Here is an 18,853-nt window from a genome sequence, read left to right as displayed (position 1 = left end):
CGGGTATGGCTGGTTCATCGATACCACTCCCGCAGAGCACAGCGAGTTCTCTCCAGCCAGCGACCTGACGTTGATTGCACTCCCTGACAGTGAAGCCGCCAGTCTGATCGATCTCCGCACCGTGATCCTGCATGAACTCGGCCATCTGCTGGGGTATGAACATGACACCAACGGTCTGATGCAGGAAACGCTGTCTCCCGGCGTTCGCTACCTTGCCGACTGGGAATCCGACACTGATGAGTTCTTCGGCTCCCTGACCGACGAAACAGCTCCCAGCATTTTCTAAAGATCGTTTCCTTTGAATTCCGGGGCCACCTCTGTGGAATGAATCGCCTGCAGGTCTGATTTGCGTTAGAATCAGGGTTCACCTTTGGCCGTTCATTTATCCCGAGGAGTTCAAAACCCATGCAACTACGGAACCGCGCTCACTCCGAACCTGGCATCGCTTTCTCTCAATTCAACCACTTCTGGCTGCTACTGCTGATGGTGGTCTGTTGTTTCACGGGCGGAATTCCTGTGGACGCCGGCGAGGAAGATTCCATCCGGCATTCATTTCTGGGAGTGGGCAAGGCAAACCGGGCGGTCATTATTGGAGAGGACGGGGCCGTAGAATGGAAGTTCGACATGCCCGCCAGCGATGGCTGGGTCCTGCCCAACGGCAATGTGTTGCTGGCCCTGTATGGGACTAAAGAATTTCCCCATGGCGGCGTCGTTGAAGTCGACCGGAAAACAAAACAGATCCTGTTTCAGTACCAGGGTCAGCAGAAAGAAATCAGTACGGTACAACCTTTAGCCGACGGTACATTCCTCGTTGCTGAACTCGGTCCCGAGCCGCGGGCCATTGTGATCAATCGCCAGGGAAAGATTGTAAAAACGACGCCCCTGCAGTGCCAGAAGAATAATACCCATATGCAGACCCGCATGCTGCGTGTTCTGCCCAACGGCCATTACATCGCCCCGCATCTGCTGGACTTTGCCGTCAAAGAATACGACCCGCAAAGCGGTGCAGTGCTGCAGGTCATCGCGACCGACGATCGGGGCCGCGAGAAACGTGACTGGCCATTTACCGCGATCCGTCTTAAGAATGGCAACACGCTCATCGCCTGCACGAACGGGAACCGCATCATTGAAACCAATCCCCAGGGCAAAATTATCTGGAGTATGACGAATGCCGATCTGGGAGAAAATCTGTTTTCCGATGCCTGTGGTGCCCAGCGATTACCCAACGGAAATACCGTGATTGCCAGCTATCGCGCCAAAGGGGACCAGGTCAAATTGTTCGAAGTGACTCCGGACAAAAAAGTAGTCTGGCGTTATGCGGGCATGAAATCCGGCTTTCACCACTTCCAGATCCTGACGACCAACGGCAAACCGGTCAAAGAGAATACCTGGAAATAATCACGAAGGGAGACGGAAGATGAATTCTCTGCGCCGCGTGCATTTCATCTTGATGACATGCTTGATTCTTATGCTGAGCGGGAATGCCTCGGCTGCCGAGCGTCCCAATGTGCTGCTGATCCTCGTCGATGACCTGAAGCCCGCACTGGGCTGTTACGGCGATCCGATCGCACAGACTCCCAATATCGATGCCCTCGCCGCACGCGGCATGCGCTTCGAGCGGGCCTACTGTAACCAGGCTGTCTGCGCACCCTCGCGGTTCACCCTGATGCTCGGCGCACATTCCACATCGACCGGCTTATACGGGCTGGGCAGTCAGCTGCGTGAGATCGTTCCCGATGCCGTCACCCTGCCGCAATACTTCGCGCAGCACGGCGGTTACCGCACCGAGTCACTCGGCAAAGTCTTTCACATCGGTCACGGCAACCATGGAGATCCTGCTTCCTTCAGCGTGCCGCATTTCCATGACAAGGTGATCGAATACCTCGACCCCGCCAGCACGCAGGGGGGAAAGCTCACCCGCGAAGAGGCCTACTTCACCAATCAGCACCTCGATCGCATTAAATCGCTCCCCCGCGGCGCCGCCTTTGAAGCACCGGATGTGGCCGACATCAAATACGCCGATGGTCGCGTCGCCGCCGAAACGGTCAAGCGACTCCAGGCCGCTCAGGATCGAGGCAAGCAGGAGGGGACGCCGTTCTTCATCGTCGCCGGCTTTGCCCGTCCGCATCTGCCCTTCAGCGCACCAAAAAAATACTGGGACCTCTACGATCCGTCCAAACTGCCGCTGCCCGAAAATGAAGAACTCCCCGCGAACGCCCCGAAAGTGGCCGGCAAGCGGGGCGGCGAGATTACCAATTACAGCCCCGTGCCAACCGACAGGAATGCCAGGTTCAGCGAAGACCTCAAACGCCAGTTGATTCACGGCTATTACGCGAGCACCAGTTTCGTCGACGCCCAGATCGGCAAGGTGCTCGACGAACTCAACCGTCTGGGACTGGCCGAGAACACGATCGTCGTCTTGTGGGGCGATCACGGTTTTCACCTGGGCGACCTGGGCATCTGGACCAAGCACACGAACTACGAACAGGCCAACCGCATCCCGATTCTCATCGCAGCTCCCGGAGTCACACAGCCCGGCTCCGCTACACAGCAGCTCGCCGAAAGCGTGGATCTCTTTCCCACCCTGGCCGAACTCGCCGGCCTCCCTGCTCTCAAAGTGCCTCAGCCCCTCGACGGCGTCAGCCTGGTCCCGGTCCTGAAGAATCCACAGGCTCGCGTGAGGAACCACGCTTATCACGCGTATCCCAAACAGAAACTGGGCCGCGCCATCCGCACCGAGCGCTACCGCCTGGTGGAGTGGAAGCCTTACAGGAATTCCAATGCCCCCGCCGAGTACGAACTCTACGACTACCAGACCGACCCGTTAGAAACACGCAACCTGGCCCAGGAGCAACCGGCGGTAGTGGAGTCACTCAAACAGATCCTCGCCAACTACCCCGAGCCCCTCCCACGCAATGGCAAACCTCTAAACAAGAAAGCAATTCCGTAGTGCAGGTGCTGTCTGTTTCACTTGCCGAACTCGTGGCCAGAAAGATTGCAGAGTGGAATTTAACGTATGTTGCTATTCCCGTTCTTCCTCTACACGGTCAACCACAATTTTCAATTCCCCAGTTATTCCCAGCTTTTCTGACCAGTTGCGGAGATATTCTTGATCTATTTCAGATCCTTGAACCAACAGGATACTTGCACAGTCACGTAAATGCTTGTCAGAACCACCTCTCTGGAAGAAAATCAGTTTCTTCAGGATAACATTTTCAGGTGAGGCAAACAGGGCGTCGAAGAATCCTTGACTTGAGATACGTTGCCCCTGACTGATATCCAACCGACCAAATTCGGTATCAGTGGTTAAAATGAGATCAGCTTTAAATCCGGAGGGAAGATGTATGATATTAAACTGTTTTCTTGCAACAATCGCCTCGCGAGCGGCCTCGGGAGATACATAATAGTCTGGTGGAGAAAACTGCTGGCAAAGCGGGTCAATCTTACTTTCAGGAAAATCAACGAGTATGTCGACATCATTCGTAAAACGAGGTTCGCCATAGATAATACTGGCCATGGAACCGACGATCCGGTATGGAACAGATTCCCTTTCCAGAAAATCGACCACTGACTGCATCAGCTCATATGGTTTGAACTCATTCATAGAGTGATCTGATGTCGCGATGACACATGCGTCTGGCGATTTCCCGGTCGAGTCTGTCTTCGCTCCATTCCGGGTGTTGCCGGATGAGTGTTCCCCGCAGCATAACACGTGCTGTTTCCCACATACCGGCAGCGATCAGCAAGCGTTGTTGCGGAGTCTGTTTTCTGAGAGCATCCACCTGTACTGGGTCGATGACTTCTACGACCGGTGGCCTGATACTCATGTTGATCACTCTCCTTAAGCTCGAGAAACATAGGAAGATTCATGCTGCCGAAAATGATAGTAGCCCAGTCTTATGTACTGATCAATAAAATAACCCCAAACGAAATATTCTAATAGGAACCTTCGAGTGATCTAGTCATTGATTACTGGCTGCCACGGGACTACCGGACTGTCGATCCGGAGATTACCGGAGCTTTTGAGTCTGTAGTGTTGCGGCATCTTTATACTAACGATTCGGTATCGCAAAAGAAAACCCCGATGCGGCGACAATGCCTCTACATCGGCGCTTCTATGTGTCGAGGCCCTGCATTCTTCACAGGACTGTCTGTCTGAAGCGAGAAATCACCACCACGAAGGTTCTTGAACTTCGGGGCCTGGCCATACGATCCGCCGGTTTCCTGTGTGGGCAACCGTATCAGTTGGCGTGTGCGCTTGGGGCGGTCCAGGCAGTACCACCAGTTGTCTGCGAACTCGAATGTTTCCGGGGCGGTCTGGGAGCCAATGTTGACGACTTCACCGATTTCGTTCGAACGCAGCACAATCAGGTTGTTGGTGAAACGGCCCTTGCGCGAAGGGACGAATGAACTCTGCCTGTTTTCCTGCAGGATTCGCAAAACCCATTTGGTCGGTCGATAAATGGTATTGTGATGCACGTGAGCTCCGTCCACACCGACAAAGGCAATCGCCGCCATGGAACCAATGAACGTACAGTCCGCGACGGTGATATCGCGGGCTTCAAATCCCGCAGGCTCAGGACGAAAGAATTCCAGACCCGTGCTGCCCCCAATGTTAATCGACCGGCCGCCCGCATTGTCAAAGCGACAACGGCTCACGGTGATGTCGCGACTGCCCCCTTTCATCTGCACCCCGTTTCCGTAGATTTTGTCTCCTTCAAGAAACGTGCACCCGGAAACCGTTCCCCGCTGACAACCCACCATGTCGATGCCGGAGCCTTTTTGTCCCCAGCGTTTTACAGTGCAGTTCTGAATCTTAAAATCAGCCAGGCCCGACAGCTTGATCCCGTCCTGGTTGCCGTTCGAGCCGATATTCTGGACGGTCAGGTTACGCAGCACAATGTGCTGTGCCGGTTTGTCTTTGGAGCCGCCATCGTCAATGTTCAGACCATTGCCGCGGGCTCCCTGGAGAATGAGATTACGCAGCTCTACATGCTCTGGTTGAATGAGATGCAGGCAGGTGTTCCCGCCCGCGATCACCGGAGGCTGACGAGCGTCTGCTGCCGAAATTACTATCGGTTGCTTCGCCGAACCCCGTAACCTCTGAAAACTCAAGCCGCCTCGATATTGACCAGGAGCGAGGAGAATTGTGCTCCCCGGTTTCGCGTTAGCGACAGCGCGTCGCAATTCATCATCGTCCGTCACACGGACTTCAATGCCAACAGCTGATGTAGCAGACACAGAATGAATCGGAATGAATGCCAGTAAAGCCGTCAGGAAGTAAGGGACCAGAGTCAGTTCAGCAGACTTCAATCGATTCATGGCGGCCTCATGATGGGTCAGCGAGATCGTTTATAAATTGAAAATGCTATGCAGATTGCAGGCAATCTCCAGACAGGTATAGGTCGGATTGAGTATATGCTGACGTAACATGTTGTCAAACAAATTGTCAGTAGCGATCAGAGCCGGCTCAATTCAACAGTGACATCCAGATTTGGAACGGCCCGCAGGTGATCAGCGCAAAAGAAAACCCCGATGCGGCGACAATGTCACTGCATCGGGGTATCTAAGTGGCGGGGACAGGATTCGAACCTGCGACCTCGAGGTTATGAGCCTCGCGAGCTACCGGGCTGCTCCACCCCGCGTTATGGGTCCTGTAAAGGACTGAAATTGCTTATTTGAGAGCAGATGAACAGACTGACTTCGCTGGTTTTCAACGGCGTCTGTCCAGTTATAAGCCCTAACTACAGTAACGGAATATCGTTACCGAGTGAGGGCATTATAGACACATCGTCTGCTGACGTCGAGTAACTTTGTTCATTTTCACAAAAAACGATGGGAAGTCCGTGAAAATCCCCGGTTTTGGCCCGGAAATTACTCGTATTCCCACTTCAATACCCAGGGATCCTTCGTCTTTTCCTGCCAGGCTTTCAGCTTTTTCTGCAGTTTTTCCAGCGTTTCCTGGTGTTCCGGCTCGAAGGCCAGGTTCTTGCCTTCGTAGGGATCGGCGACCAGATCGTACAGTTCGTGGCGGGGGCGGTTCAGGTAAGCGTAGACCGTCCGCTGCCCGTACATCTTGTCACCCCGCTTGAGCACGCCCTGCCACGTGGGGGACCGATATAAATCGGAGGCGAACGGGTAGGGCAGTTCGTGTGCGATGTTGAAGATGTACTTGTACTTGCCGCTGATGATGACCCGCATCGGGTAATACATCGTGATCTCATGGAACGTGTGTGAAGCGTAATGTTCGTCGTAGTCGGGCGCGTGTTCTTTGCTCAACGCACTGCGGAACGAGCGACCGTGGAATTTGTAAGGCACGGGTTTGCCACGACCTGTGGTCCGCTTGCCGTTGTTTTCGGTGGGACGGATCGGGGGAACCGGCTTGGGAGTGACTTCACAGTAATCCAGAATCGTCGGCACGAGGTCGGCCCAGGTGACGAGGGCATCGGTAGTGATGCCCTTTTTTTCCTGTGTCGGATCCCGCACGATCAGTGGCAGGTTCATGCCCGGCTGATAAAGGTTCGTCTTTGCGCCGGGGAACGGAGGTCCGTTATCGCTGAGGAACATGACCAGCGTGTCTTCCCAGTGGCCGGTCTCTTTGAGCGTATTGATCAGCGAGACTACGCCCTGGTCGAGACGGGAAATCGCCTGGTAGTACTCGGCCAGTTCCTCTTTGACTTCCTGGTGATTGGGCAGCCACGGTGGTACGACAATCTGTTCGGGCTTGTATGTGATCGGCGTCACGCCGGGGTAGTGATCGGGATCGTCATTGAAGTTGGAGTAACCATCGGGGCCGCCGCCACGGTGGGGATCGCTGCTGCAATAGTAGAGGAAGAAAGGACGGTCGTCGTCTTCGGTGATCCACTCTTTCGCGTTCGCGGCCATCTTTGCGGAGTTGCGATTCCCCTGGATGCCTTGGTTACGATACTCCTGGAAATGATAAACGTATTCGGGAGCCAGATGATATTTTCCGATTGAGCAGGTCCGGTAGCCGGCTTCTTCCAGAATGATGGGCAGCGACTTCACCGTAGTGTAAGTGCTGAAGTGGTTGTAGCTGTGAGCGTGTCCGTAGTGACCGGTCGCGTGGTTATACAGGCCCGTCATGATCACGGAACGACTGGCGGAACAACTGGCGGTCGTGCAGTGGGCCCGGGTGAAGCGGGTTCCTGATTCGGCCAGCATGTCGATGCCCGGCGTTTTGATGACTTTATTACCGTAACAGCCGGCCTGAAAACCCTGGTCGTCGACCACGATTACAAGCACGTTTTTCTGTTGCGGAGCAGCGGACGCTGGTGTGACTGAAACACAGACCAGCAGCAGGCAGAGCATTGCGTAAAGACAGCGATTCATGATGTTCTTTCTTCTGAGAGCGGGAAAGGCGGGAATCGGATGATTGATGTCTGGTTAGAATTCCATTTATTCTAATGGCGGTGCAGACCAATCGCAAATCGACAATTGTCCCCGCAGGGAGTTTATGCGAATGCAACGAAATCGGGGAGGACTGGCTTGCGAGCGGGGAAGTTCCTTTCGATAATTAAGAAATTCACGATTCATACCACCGGTCCTGTTCCCATATAGGACTCCCCCCTGGTTAACAACAGAATGAAGGTTACGACTATGATCACCTGGAAACGCACCACATTGCTGCTGGCTCTGCTGCTGGCCGTGACTTCGCTCAACCTGGCGGAAGCCGAAGAAGCTAAACTGAATCAGCCTCCGGAAGGTTTCAAGCAACTCTTCAATGGCAAAGACCTGACCGGCTGGAAAGGCCTGGTGGGCAACCCCAAAACTCGGGCCAAGATGAGCCCTGAAGAACTGGCCGAAGCACAGAAAAAAGCTGACGAGAGCATGAACGAGCACTGGAAGGTCGTGGATGGCATCATCGTCTTCGACGGTAAAGGCCAGAGCCTGTGCACCGCCAAAGATTACGGCGACTTTGAAATGCTGGTCGACTGGAAGATCAAGAAAGACGGCGACAGCGGTATCTACCTGCGTGGTTCGCCACAGGTGCAGATCTGGGATCCGGCTGTGAAAGCCGCAGGCGGCGTCGGTTCCGGCGGACTCTACAACAACAAAGAAAATCCCAGCAAACCACTGCTGACCGCAGATAACCCTGTGGGCGAATGGAACACCTTCCGCATTAAAATGGTCGGTGAAAAAGTCAGCGTCTGGCTCAACGGCAAACTGGTCGTCGACGACACTCCGCTGGAAAACTACTGGGAGCGGGACAAGCCGATCTACGAAACCGGTCAGATCGAGTTGCAGAACCACGGCAACACACTTTATTTTCGCAATGTGTTTATCAAAGAACTGGATTAGTGATCTGAGAGATTAATCCTGATACCATAGGAAAGCGCAGGGAGCATGCTCTCTGTGCTTTCTGTCTTCCTGCGGATTACTTTGTTACGAAACTTCACGATATGCTGTCAAAGGACGCGCCACTTTCAGACCCCACCGCGCTGGCCCGGTTTGGCAAACTCGATGTTGTCACCCGGCTCGTCGTGGAAGGTTTCATGATGGGACAGCACAAAAGTCCCTTCAAAGGAGCCAGCGTTGAATTCGTGGAGCATCGGCAGTATTACCCGGGCGACGAAATCCGTCACATCGACTGGCGGGCCTACGGCAAGACCGGGAAGTATTACGTCAAGGAATTCGAGGAAGAGACGAACCTCCGCTGTTACCTGCTGCTCGACTGTTCGGGCAGCATGGCTTATGCGGGTAAGACGCTCAGCAAGTTCGACTATGCGAAACAACTTGCGGCAGCACTGGGTTACCTGCTGCTCAGTCAGCGCGACGCGGTGGGCTTGATCACCTTCGACAGCAAACGCCGGGACTTCATTCAGCCTTCAGCCAATCCGAAGAACTTCGGTCAGATGCTGGAGATCCTGGAGAATGCGAAACCGCGACACGAAACCGCGATCTCGACCGTCCTGTCCGAAGTGCAGCCGCTGATCAAACGCCGCAGTCTGGTCGTATTGATCTCCGACTGTTTCGATGAACCCGAGGCACTGACCACCACCCTCAAACAGCTCCGCCACGATCGGCATGAAGTACTGCTCTTCCAGGTTGTTGCACCGGAAGAGGAAGAGTTCCCCTTCAGCAAGCCGACCCAGTTCCGCAGCCTCGAATTGCGGGGACATCATCAACTGGTCGACCCGCATCAGCTGCGGGCCCGCTACCTGGAGCAGTACCAGGAATTCTGTGCGACACTGGCCCGGCAGTGCGGCTCGGTGCACGTGGATTATCTCAAGTTTCGCACGACCGACCCCTATCATCTGGCGCTGGGGGCATTCCTCAATCAGCGCACCCGCCCCGGACGCAAGTAGACGAGTATTGTATGGCTGGTGAAAAAATTCCGATCAACCGCACCCTCGTAGGCATTATCGCTCTGGCCTGCCTGGGAGTCGCCGGCTACCTCTACTGGTTCGCCGCGCAGGACCTGTTTGCGCAACAGGATATTGTCACGGGCGCCTTCATGCGGGTGGGGCTGCTGATGCTGGCCTTCTGGCTGGCACTGCCGACCAGGAATCGCGATGCGGCCTGGGCGAATGTGCCTCCGTGGCTGTTCGTGGCGGTAGCGGTGACCATCGTCTTGTTCGCGACCAGGCCCAAAGTCGCGATTCCGCTGGTGCTGTTCTTCGGCATCATAGGTTTTGTACTCAGGCCCCGTAATAAAAAAAGACGTCCTCCGCGGTATTAAACACGCGGAGGACATGCTGATTTAATTCGGGCTTTGAGCTCGACTGATCGGCTGAACCTGCAGGTCGCTGGACAGCTTGCGTGGTGCCTGACCGCTGGTCTGTGAGACTGGATCGATCGGCTGTGGTCGCTGCAGACGCCGCCGCAGTGCTTCGGGGTTCTCCCGCTGTTTACCATCGATGTAGACCCGGGCTGCTACTTTGAGCAACTGCGGACGACGGATGGGCAGGACCCCTTCCAGGTTACCCGCCAGGCGTTCGACCCAGCCGGGCTGGCGTTCCATGGCCAGCGTCATCATGTGCAGGAAGATGGAGACTTCCTTGAAGTTGCGGTCCAGAATCGCATTACTGACCGGGGCCAGAATTTTGGCGGCAACTTCCACTGTTTGTGAAGGAAACGAAACATACATCGTCACCTGATGTGAGATGGAATCCCGCTTTTCATCCTTGCCCGGATAATATTCGGTCTGCAGATGGAGCAGGGCTCTGGCTGAAATTGGTTTGGCAAGCAACGGACTTTTATAGACTCCCGAGCAGACTACGATCGACTCGGCAGGGGTCTGATAAATGACATCCAGCGTACCCACTGTGCCATCGCCGGCATCGACTTCATACGAATACGGGCCGGTTTGCCACATCTTGAATTCGGAAAGCTGCATCTGTCGCCAGATACTTACGACCACATCGGGGTGGGCGATGAAATACGCGTACGCCGAGTGGTTCACGTCCAGGTGGATCTTAGGCAGTGTGCGAAACATGCTGATGTCTTTCAGCACGTATTCGGCATTTGTACGGTTGGCGGGCGTCATCTTATCCAGGGGCAGACTGGCCAGGCAGGCTTTCCGGGCACTGCGGGTCGAGGATCCCTTGGCTAATTCTTGAATCAGTTCTTCTTCGCTGGGAATGGGCAGAGGTTCGTCCTGTCTGCGGTTTTCCCGTTCGAATTCAGTCAGCTGCCGATCATCGTCCTTTAACAGATATTGATCGGCAGCTGACTTCGTCAGGGCCGGGCTCTGGCCATCGCGTTGGTTGGCGGGTGTATCCTGGGCGGAGACAAATGCAGCAGGAACTGTGATGCTGGTTGTTACGGTCAGTACCAGAATCGTCAGTCGCTGTATGAATTGTGTCTTGTCCATTTTGATCATAGTGTGACCTGTCTCTTTCCGCTGTCCGCTGATTATGGGTCTGGTTTTGCGCTGGATTCAGACTGAACATGTCAGTCAACGGGCGCACTTGCGGCGGGGGCTAACTCGGGGCCATCCTCTGCCACGGGCGTGCTGTCGATTCCATTGGGGTAGGGATCGGGGGGCACAAACGTGGCTGGCTCAGGAAGAGGGACCAGGTCATCGACCGATTCGTCACTGATGTCCTGCTGAGGACGGCTGTATTCCGTGCGGGCCTCAGCAGAGTAGTAGTATTCCGGTCGGCAGTCAGAGCAGCATTTGCACCACCAGCGGTTGAATCGCGAGCGACACCAGTCTGGCTTGCCGATGCGAGTCAGGTCCCAGGTGGGACGGTAGAATCGATCCGCATACAGCTGCGTGTCACTGACATCGTCGATCAGGTTATAATAGAGATTGCTGGCCCTGAAACACTGACAACCTGAGCAAAACAGGATTGGCTGTGCCAGGACGATGCAGACAAATGCTGCGCGCATTCGTGGTATCCTCCCCCCATTAAAGCGTGACCATCCATGGTCACCACCATTCTGATGAAGCTGTTCATCAGTCGTACAATCGCCTGTACCTAAGGATGATCGGCTGGGGCAGACGCGAAACTTTATCGATTGTTCGGAATGATTCGGTTATCGCGGTATTGCAGGTGCGCTCCGGCAGAGACTGCCTGAATGGGCAGGAAACACTGTAATAATAGAGGGAAATGCAACAAAACTGAGCAGTTTTTTCGGAGAACTCCTTGCCATACGAAGCAATCTTGAGATTTGAGCCCGCAGGCAGGATACTGGAGTGACGGTGCACCTTAATGTCGCAGTTCAACCGGAATCAAAAGGGAGAATGTACATGTACCCGCTGATACAAAAACACGCGAACCTGATCTGTCTGCTGGGTTTCTGGATTCTGGGGTATCCATTACAGGCGGAGGAGCCGGACCGCGGTACTCCCTGGCAGATCCATATCATAGACGACTCTTCCCGCGGTGCGGACGGCGTCAAACTCCATGATATCGACGGCGATGGTCTATTGGACCTGACCACCGGTTGGGAAGAGGGGGGCATCACTCGCCTCTACCGCAATCCGGGACCTGATAAGGTGAAAGCGACCTGGCCTGCGTTGACCGTCGGTAAAACACCCCAGGTGGAAGACGCTGCCTGGATCGATCTCGAACACAAAGGCACCAGCCGGGCGATCGTCAGTTGTTGTGAAGGGAAATCGCGGTCTGTCTTCGTGCATTGGACGCCTGAAGATAAACCGTTTGAGAACTCCTGGGAGCAGGCTGTGATCCCCGCCTCGAAAAATCGCATGATGTGGATGTTCGCCATTCCCGCGAAACTCAGCCAGGATGCAAGCGGAGGGGAAGTCCTGGTCGCAGCCGGTAAAGGACCGGGAGCCGAGATTGGCTGGTTTGAATGTACCGGCCAACCGCGGGATCTCTCGTCCTATCAATGGCATCCACTTTCCCCGGCGGGCTGGATCATGTCTCTCTATGCCGTCGACATGGACGGCGATGGTGACCAGGACCTGTTAACCACGGATCGCAAAGGGAAGCACCGCGGATGCCGCTGGCTCGAGAATCCAGGTTCCGACAGTTCTAAAGGGAAGCCGTGGAAAAATCACTGGGTCGGCGGTCAGGATCGCGAAGTGATGTTTGCCCATCTGGCGGACCTCGACCAGGATGGCCTGCAGGATATTCTGTTGGTTTCGCGGGCTCCCGATGAAGTGCACTGGTACCGTCGCCTGGATCAGAGTGGCCTGAAATGGGATCACCGCGTTATTCCTTATCCCAAAAACACGGGAGGCGGAAAGGGAGTTGCCGCGGGGGATCTGGACAGGGACGGTCAACTGGACCTGGTCCTCAGCTGTGAACATTCAGAGCCGCCGAAGTCCGGGATGTTCTGGCTCCGCGGTTCTCGCGACGGAGATCAGTTCAACTGGGAGCCACGGGAAATCAGTGGTCCCCAAGGAATTAAGTATGACCGCATCGAACTGTTGGACCTCGACGCCGACGGCGATCTGGATGTGCTCTGCTGTGAAGAACGTCACAAGAAACGCGGGCTCGGTTTGTTCTGGTATGAAAACCCGGGCCAGAAATAAGGAACGCAACTCAGAACAGGAAGGCTTCCCGCTGAACGGTTTCCCATAACCGCCTGAGCCAGACATAGCCCAATGTACGTTGACCGCAGTCGATCTGGGGAAGTACCGATGCCCCCGGCCGCAGCCCTTTGATGGTTTCACGATCCAGCTTGACCGTGATCTGCACGGCGGGGGTACCTTCCTGGTCAGGTTCCGCAGTGGCTGCGATGGACTGAATAGTGCCGGTATAAGTCTGGTCCGGATCTGTCAGTAATAAGAAGGAGACATTGAGGGGCGTCTCGCTTTGATGTTGCGCTTCCAGAACGTGTCCTATTTCAGAGTCAGGCACCTGCATTTTCAGTTCCCAGGGGCCGGCCAGGTGGGCCACGGTGAGCAGTCGCTGTCCCCGTTGGACCGGGCGGGCCAGCAGTTTCTCCTGCAGATCCCAGGTCAGGACCTCTCCGGCGATAGGGCTTTTGAGCAGCAGGGCATCCTGTTGATTCTTCAGCAGTGTCCGCTGTTCGGTCAGACTTTTGAGTCGTTCGTTGAGTTCTTCCTGTTCCGCAGTCAGACGGTTGGCCCGTTGCAGGGCATCGGCGTCGGTCGGATTGAGTTCGAGGCGTGCCGCCTGAATTACGGCGAGACGTTTCTGGACCGTCTGGATCTCGCCTCGCACGCGGCTGGATTCGAGTTCCAGTTCCGAGTCACGCAGCGTGAGCAGTGTCTGATCTTGAGTGACTTCGTCTCCCTGTTGAACGAGGATCTGATCGACGATGCCATCTGCGGTCGCGAAGATGTTCTGTTGATCGACGGGTTGTAGAGTGCCGGTTCCTTCAATCGTGAAGTCAGCAGGGATCAGGATCAGCAGGGCCGCGATCACGGCTAGTACCACGCCGGCGGTCGCCAGTTTTCGCCAGGTCAATTGTCGTTTGCGGACCGGCGAATGCGACCAGAATTTAAGTACGGGAAAGAAAGGAAAGCTTTCATACTGTAGCGCATTATAGAGGGCCGTTCCCCCGTGCCTCGCCACCGCCAGGGAACGATCGAGAGAGGTCTGGCTGGCGTTCGCTTCGTGAAACTGCTCAACAACGATCGCGCCAATCGTCTGTTCCGCGGGGCTGCTCTGGTCATGCAGTCGGGTGTTATTAACCGGTTCTGTTGATTCCTGGGTGATGTGTTTCAACGGGAAAATCATCAGCGAACGGGACGCCGCCAGGTCAAGATAAGCGTGCAGCGGTTCGGTGATCTGCGGAGGATAGTTCTGATCCGCTTCCCAGTTCCAGTAAGGTCGATTCAAAGCCTGAATACGATTGACAAGGGTTTCCAGTCGCTGTACCGATTCGGAACGGCGTTCAATACTCTCAACTCCACTGGCGGCCAGCAGGCGATAGGCAGAACCACTCCGTTGCAGTACCGAGACCCGGTCACAGTTGATGAGCAGCCGCCCTTCATTGGCAATGATGTAGGCCGTCTGCTGTGTATCCAGGTGCAGATGCACGTGTTCGGAGAAACGTTCGAATTCTTCCCAGAGGGTTTCCAGTTCCTGCAGTTTGAGCAACTGCTGATGCTGACAGAAGTCTTCTGAGATTTCACACAGCGCGCTGATGAACCGCAGGTAACCTTCCTGCGCCTCGTAAGAGCGGGGCGCGGAATGGATGATTTCCAGGATTCCGATACTGGCAACCGAATCGCGCATGATGCGGACGGGACAGAGAATCAGATTTTCCGAGAGCGGATTCTTACCCTGGTGCTCTGCCGATAATCCAGTCCCGGCGGCGATACTGGCAGGTTCGTTTTCAAGCAGGACTTCGTTGAGCAGCATCCGGTGACGATGGACCTGCTCCTGGCTGAGGCCCAGAATCGGATCGGTTTCGGGATTCAGCCCCTGTTGTTCAATGAGTTCGAAGTCCCTGTGGGAATCCGGAATCCAGAGTAGGGCACCTCGCGCGCCCAGCCCCTGGATGGCTCGCTCCACCAGTTCAGAATAGAACCTCTGACTGGAAATCTCGGTACGTGAGATTTGCGCCAGCCCCATTACGAGCTCTTCGATCTCCTGCCAGACATTTTCGATAGAAGAGGATTCGTCTGTTGTCATCAGTTTGTCGAGTCAAAGGTTTCAGATTGCCGCTGATACCAGCAGGCAGGGGGCTCCAGGAATGGTCCCTGTTTCCTACATCCTAACACGGCTGCCTCGCCGGCGCGGGGATCGAGCACGAAAAAGCAGACCGTGCTGCCAAAGTATTTGGTGTACAACTTTAAATCATTGCGCAGCTTCGCTGATCGATGCAGGCTGCTGGACTCAGGAACATTCACAGAGTGTGTGAATGGTGCGAATGCAAAAGATGGGGTGTATGGGGCAGGGCTTACGGTTATCCGATTATATGGAATAATTCGGATATGACGAAAATTCGCTTTGGGTCAGCCCGGTTTCGAGCCGATGAGAGGAGAGAGTGTAAAGCTTTTTGGTACGTGGTCCAGACTGACCAGGGTTATTCAATGAACCATTTCCTGACACGAATGATGCTTCTGCTGGCGGTAGCTCCTACGCTACTGGGGCCAGGCTGCAGCAGTTTCATGAACAAGTCCCTCCAGGACGAGTTTGTGGACAGTGAGGAAGTGTACCAGCAGGTGGCTCACGAAATCGAGTATCCCAATGTGGATACCATTGATGAAGGCGACACGCTCGGCACAGTAGCGCCTTCAAGTGTCGCCAGCTCTGCAACCCCCGATTACTGGGATCTTTCGTTGCAGGAAGCAGTCCGGATGGCACTGGAGAGTTCCAAAGTGCTGGGTGATGTCGGTGGTGTTTCATTAAATACGCCGGCTGCAGTGACCACGAAATACGATCCTGCCATTACCGAGTCGGATCCCCGATATGGCGTGCCTGCGGCACTAAGCGCCTATGATGCCACGCTGTCAGCGAGTACGTTTTTTGAGAAGAATGACAAGGCGTTGAACAACGTCTTCTTCGGCGGTGGTACCCGTCTGTTGCGACAGGATGCAATGGTAATCCAGGCGCAGCTGACTAAGCGTGCCATGACCGGTACTGAATTCACCTTACGGGATTACATCGACTACGATGCCAATAACTCGCCCGGTAACCAGTTCCCTCACGCCTACCAGAACAATATCGAAATGGAATTCCGTCATCCGCTGTTGCGGGGAGGCGGAATCGATTTCAACCAGCTGGCCGGACCGAGTAACACGCCGGGAGTGATCAATGGTGTGATCATTGCCCGCATGAATACTGACATCAGTCTCGGCGAATTTGAGATTGCCGTCCGTAACCTGGTGAGCGACGTTGAGAACGCTTACTGGGATCTGTATTTCGGGTATCGCGATCTCGATGCGAAAATCATGGCCCGGGATTCTGCACTGGAAACCTGGCGGCGGATTCACGCGTTGTATGAAAATGGTCGTCGTGGCGGCGAAGCCGAAAAAGAAGCGCAGGCCCGCGAACAGTATTTTCGTTATCAGGCCGAAGTGGAAAATGCACTCAGCGGTCGACTGCTGAATGGCACACATACCAACAACGGCAGCCAGGGCGGAACCTTCCAGAGCAATCACGGTGTGTATGTTGCGGAACGACGCCTGCGTAAGCTGATGGGCATTCCGATCAATGACGGCCGACTGATTCGTCCGGCAGATGAACCCTCGCTGGCTCGTGTTGACTTCGACTGGGAAGAGACTCTGGTGGAATCGCTGGACCGTCGCCCCGAAATTCGTCGTCAACGCTGGGCGATCAAAAAATATGAACTGGAGCTGCAGGCCAACGAAAACTTCCTGCTGCCCGAACTCGACCTGATTGGCCGGTATCGCTGGCGTGGCTTTGGTAAGAACTTCCTGGCCGAAGGCTCTAATCCCGGACCTTACGAAGGCGCTCTGAATACCCTGTTTGACGGAAACCTGCAGGAATGGCAACTGGGGCTGGAATTCTCCGTGCCCCTGGGGCGTCGGCAGGCGCATGCAGCCATGCGAAACGCAGAACTGCAACTGGCACGCAGCCGGGCGATCCTGCATGAACAGGAACGGACCGTGGTACAGAGTCTGAGTAACGCCATCGCTGATGTCGATCGGGCGTACTCTGTGATGCAGACCACTTTCAACCGTCGTCATGCGGCCCGACAGGAAGTGGCTGCGGTGCAGGCGGCTTATGAATCGGACAATGCGACCCTGGACCTGCTGCTGGAAGCACAGCGTCGTCAGGCGGAAGCAGACAGCAGTTACTATCGTTCGCTGGTCGAGTATGCTCTCGCGGTTAAGAACGTGCAGTTTGAGAAGGGTTCGCTGCTGTCGTATAACAATATTTTCCTGGCTGAAGGGGGCTGGCCTCAGCAAGCCTACATGGATGCTGCAGAGCGGGATCGTCTGAAAGGGCGTGTCCGGAACATCGCGGCAGCACCACTCTATACGGGTGAGATTTCGCGGGGCGTTTATCCCCAACTGTTGACCCCGGGCGAAGCACCACCCGAGCCGGTAGCTCCTGCTCCGGAAGCAATGCCTCAGACACCAGCACCGCCGGTACCTGGCGTAAAGAGTGAATCTGCGGCTGCACCCGTGAATGAAAAAATTCAGTCGATCGATTTCAGCGAACCAGCGGAATCCGCGGCTGCCATCCAGAATCTGCAGGGAACACAACCAGGTCCCGGTGGCACTCCTTTCATTCCTCCGGCACCCTCTCAACGTGAAGCATCTGCGACACTGAGGGCCGCCTTCCTGGGAACGGAAGCTGATTCGGCCGCAGCGACGCTTCCGTTGTCGGAACCGGCTCCTCAGCCGGGAGCGAACATTAACTCCTCGCCAGGTGTCGAGTTCGAACCGAGCCTGCGTGCAGCCCGACAGCATCAGATTCCGGAATTCCCGGTACGTGGCCGTGCGGGAGAACAGGATCCCTTTAAAAATTACCGGAACTCCGGCCCCCGCTGGGAGCCCGTGGCGATTCCCGCTGAGCAACAGCGGAATTTGAAGGATTTTTCGGGCGAAGCAAAGCGATTTCCCCTGAAAGAGGCAGATTCATCAGACAGATGAACAGATCCTGCTTTAGGGAAATACCGCTGAAACTGAGGGCGGAACCGGTTCAAAGTTCAGCCCCTGTGAAGCGATTTCGGATAAAATAGTGTATCAATGTTACTTGCCACTTTTTGCCGATTGATATAACTTAAGATGTAATAGTATATTTTAGCCAGAGTGTATAACTGGAATCTGGTATGCGGCAAAGGCATCTCCTGCAGAGATGTTCTTTTTTCATATCAGTAGTCAGAGAGTGTGTTTCCCGACTTTTGAAAGTACTAAGCGGGACACAAAACCAATTTCTTGATTCGATACAAGGAGAAACAAGCAATCGAAACAACGCAGAGACTTAATGACCAGATCCGGATCAGTCCGGTGCGGGTCATTGATCAAGACGGGGAACAACTCGGAGTGATCCCCACAGCGGAAGCATTGAAGTTAGCGATGGAGGCCAACCTGGATCTGGTGGAAGTGGCCTCAGACGCAAAGCCCCCCGTCTGTCGTATCATGGACTACGGGAAGCTGAAGTACGAGCGTAAAAAGAAGACCAGCAAAAACACCAAACAGCATCAGGTGCATCTGAAAGAAATCCGGATGCGTCCGAAAATCGGCAAACATGACATTGAGTTCAAGCTGAAAAGCGCCCGGAAGTTTCTGGAGCAGAAAGACAAGGTCAAATTCAATATCATGTTCCGTGGTCGTGAAAACGCGCACCATGAACTCGGCCGAACTATCCTCGGAGAAATCCAGGAAAAGCTTTCCGATCTGGCAAAAGTGGAGCAGGCTCCCTCAATGGCCAGCGGTCGGAATATGATCATGGTGCTGGCTCCCAGGTAGAACTGTCTGGCAGACCGTACTTCTCCGGTAAAATTCGAACCTCGACCTCCTCGTCGCTGA

The 18,853-nt window shown here is 54.9% G+C and carries 16 protein-coding genes and 1 tRNA gene; 9 read left to right on the top strand and 8 right to left on the bottom strand.

Annotated elements, in window-relative coordinates; genetic code table 11:
* The 3 genes from RID21_RS12820 to RID21_RS12810 form a co-directional block, all read left to right on the top strand.
* The coding region (locus tag RID21_RS12820) for a matrixin family metalloprotease (RefSeq protein ID WP_350189384.1) at nt 1–286 on the top strand (286 nt) is incomplete at its 5' end.
* Nucleotides 287–405: 119 nt separating this feature from the next.
* Nucleotides 406–1,398: a beta-propeller domain-containing protein gene (locus RID21_RS12815; RefSeq protein WP_350189382.1), complete on the top strand. Its 993-nt coding sequence runs from the start codon at nt 406–408 to the stop codon at nt 1,396–1,398.
* Between the two features lie 52 nt (nt 1,399–1,450).
* Nucleotides 1,451–2,950 carry a sulfatase gene (locus RID21_RS12810; protein ID WP_350189388.1) on the top strand — a complete coding sequence of 500 codons (1,500 nt, stop codon included), beginning with the start codon at nt 1,451–1,453 and terminating at the stop codon, nt 2,948–2,950.
* Nucleotides 2,951–3,022: 72 nt separating this feature from the next.
* On the opposite strand, the gene RID21_RS12805 is transcribed toward RID21_RS12810, so the two are convergent.
* The 5 genes from RID21_RS12805 to RID21_RS12785 all read right to left on the bottom strand — a co-directional run bounded on the left by RID21_RS12805 (nt 3,023) and on the right by RID21_RS12785 (nt 7,350).
* The gene (locus RID21_RS12805) at nt 3,023–3,604 is read right to left on the bottom strand and encodes a hypothetical protein (RefSeq protein ID WP_350189380.1); all 582 of its coding nucleotides are present in this window, start codon (nt 3,602–3,604) and stop codon (nt 3,023–3,025) included.
* Entirely contained in the window at nt 3,597–3,827 is a 231-nt protein-coding gene (locus RID21_RS12800; RefSeq protein ID WP_350189378.1) for a hypothetical protein, read from the bottom strand. The genes RID21_RS12805 and RID21_RS12800 overlap by 8 nt, the downstream gene beginning before the upstream one ends.
* A gap of 274 nt (nt 3,828–4,101) precedes the next feature.
* Nucleotides 4,102–5,322: a right-handed parallel beta-helix repeat-containing protein gene (locus RID21_RS12795; protein ID WP_350189376.1), complete on the bottom strand. Its 1,221-nt coding sequence runs from the start codon at nt 5,320–5,322 to the stop codon at nt 4,102–4,104.
* 249 nt (nt 5,323–5,571) lie between these two features.
* A tRNA-Met gene (locus tag RID21_RS12790) sits at nt 5,572–5,645 on the bottom strand.
* A gap of 229 nt (nt 5,646–5,874) precedes the next feature.
* The gene (locus tag RID21_RS12785) at nt 5,875–7,350 is read right to left on the bottom strand and encodes a sulfatase family protein (protein ID WP_350189374.1); all 1,476 of its coding nucleotides are present in this window, start codon (nt 7,348–7,350) and stop codon (nt 5,875–5,877) included.
* A gap of 267 nt (nt 7,351–7,617) precedes the next feature.
* Here RID21_RS12785 and RID21_RS12780 point away from each other — a divergent pair, with 267 nt between their 5' ends.
* From RID21_RS12780 to RID21_RS12770, 3 genes are all read left to right on the top strand, one after another.
* On the top strand, nt 7,618–8,319 hold the full coding sequence (locus RID21_RS12780) for a 3-keto-disaccharide hydrolase (RefSeq protein ID WP_350189372.1): 702 nt from the start codon (nt 7,618–7,620) through the stop codon (nt 8,317–8,319).
* A 101-nt stretch (nt 8,320–8,420) separates the two neighbouring features.
* Nucleotides 8,421–9,326, top strand: a complete 906-nt coding sequence (locus RID21_RS12775; RefSeq protein WP_228030203.1) for a DUF58 domain-containing protein — start codon at nt 8,421–8,423, stop codon at nt 9,324–9,326.
* A gap of 11 nt (nt 9,327–9,337) precedes the next feature.
* The gene (locus tag RID21_RS12770; RefSeq protein WP_145443098.1) at nt 9,338–9,700 is read left to right on the top strand and encodes a hypothetical protein; all 363 of its coding nucleotides are present in this window, start codon (nt 9,338–9,340) and stop codon (nt 9,698–9,700) included.
* Between the two features lie 21 nt (nt 9,701–9,721).
* On the opposite strand, the gene RID21_RS12765 is transcribed toward RID21_RS12770, so the two are convergent.
* Nucleotides 9,722–10,834: a hypothetical protein gene (locus RID21_RS12765; protein ID WP_155365006.1), complete on the bottom strand. Its 1,113-nt coding sequence runs from the start codon at nt 10,832–10,834 to the stop codon at nt 9,722–9,724.
* 80 nt (nt 10,835–10,914) lie between these two features.
* The gene (locus RID21_RS12760) at nt 10,915–11,355 is read right to left on the bottom strand and encodes a hypothetical protein (RefSeq protein WP_145192642.1); all 441 of its coding nucleotides are present in this window, start codon (nt 11,353–11,355) and stop codon (nt 10,915–10,917) included.
* A gap of 361 nt (nt 11,356–11,716) precedes the next feature.
* On the opposite strand from RID21_RS12760, the gene RID21_RS12755 reads away from it, so the two are divergent.
* Complete coding sequence (locus tag RID21_RS12755; protein WP_350189370.1) at nt 11,717–12,967, top strand: FG-GAP repeat domain-containing protein; 1,251 nt, start codon at nt 11,717–11,719, stop codon at nt 12,965–12,967.
* A gap of 10 nt (nt 12,968–12,977) precedes the next feature.
* On the opposite strand, the gene RID21_RS12750 is transcribed toward RID21_RS12755, so the two are convergent.
* A complete protein-coding gene (locus RID21_RS12750; protein WP_350189368.1) occupies nt 12,978–15,041 on the bottom strand; it encodes an efflux RND transporter periplasmic adaptor subunit in 2,064 nt (687 codons plus the stop codon).
* 401 nt (nt 15,042–15,442) lie between these two features.
* Between RID21_RS12750 and RID21_RS12745 the strand changes: the two genes are divergently transcribed.
* Both RID21_RS12745 and infC read left to right on the top strand, forming a co-directional pair.
* The gene (locus RID21_RS12745; RefSeq protein ID WP_350189366.1) at nt 15,443–17,974 is read left to right on the top strand and encodes a TolC family protein; all 2,532 of its coding nucleotides are present in this window, start codon (nt 15,443–15,445) and stop codon (nt 17,972–17,974) included.
* Between the two features lie 285 nt (nt 17,975–18,259).
* Nucleotides 18,260–18,793, top strand: a complete 534-nt coding sequence (infC, locus tag RID21_RS12740; RefSeq protein WP_261343289.1) for a translation initiation factor IF-3 — start codon at nt 18,260–18,262, stop codon at nt 18,791–18,793.
* Nucleotides 18,794–18,853: the final 60 nt, after the last annotated feature.

This window comes from Gimesia sp., assembly GCF_040219335.1.
Classification (GTDB): Bacteria; Planctomycetota; Planctomycetia; order Planctomycetales; family Planctomycetaceae; genus Gimesia.
The sequence above is the reverse complement of the archived record's forward strand: the minus strand, read 5'-3'. Positions and strand labels throughout refer to the sequence as shown.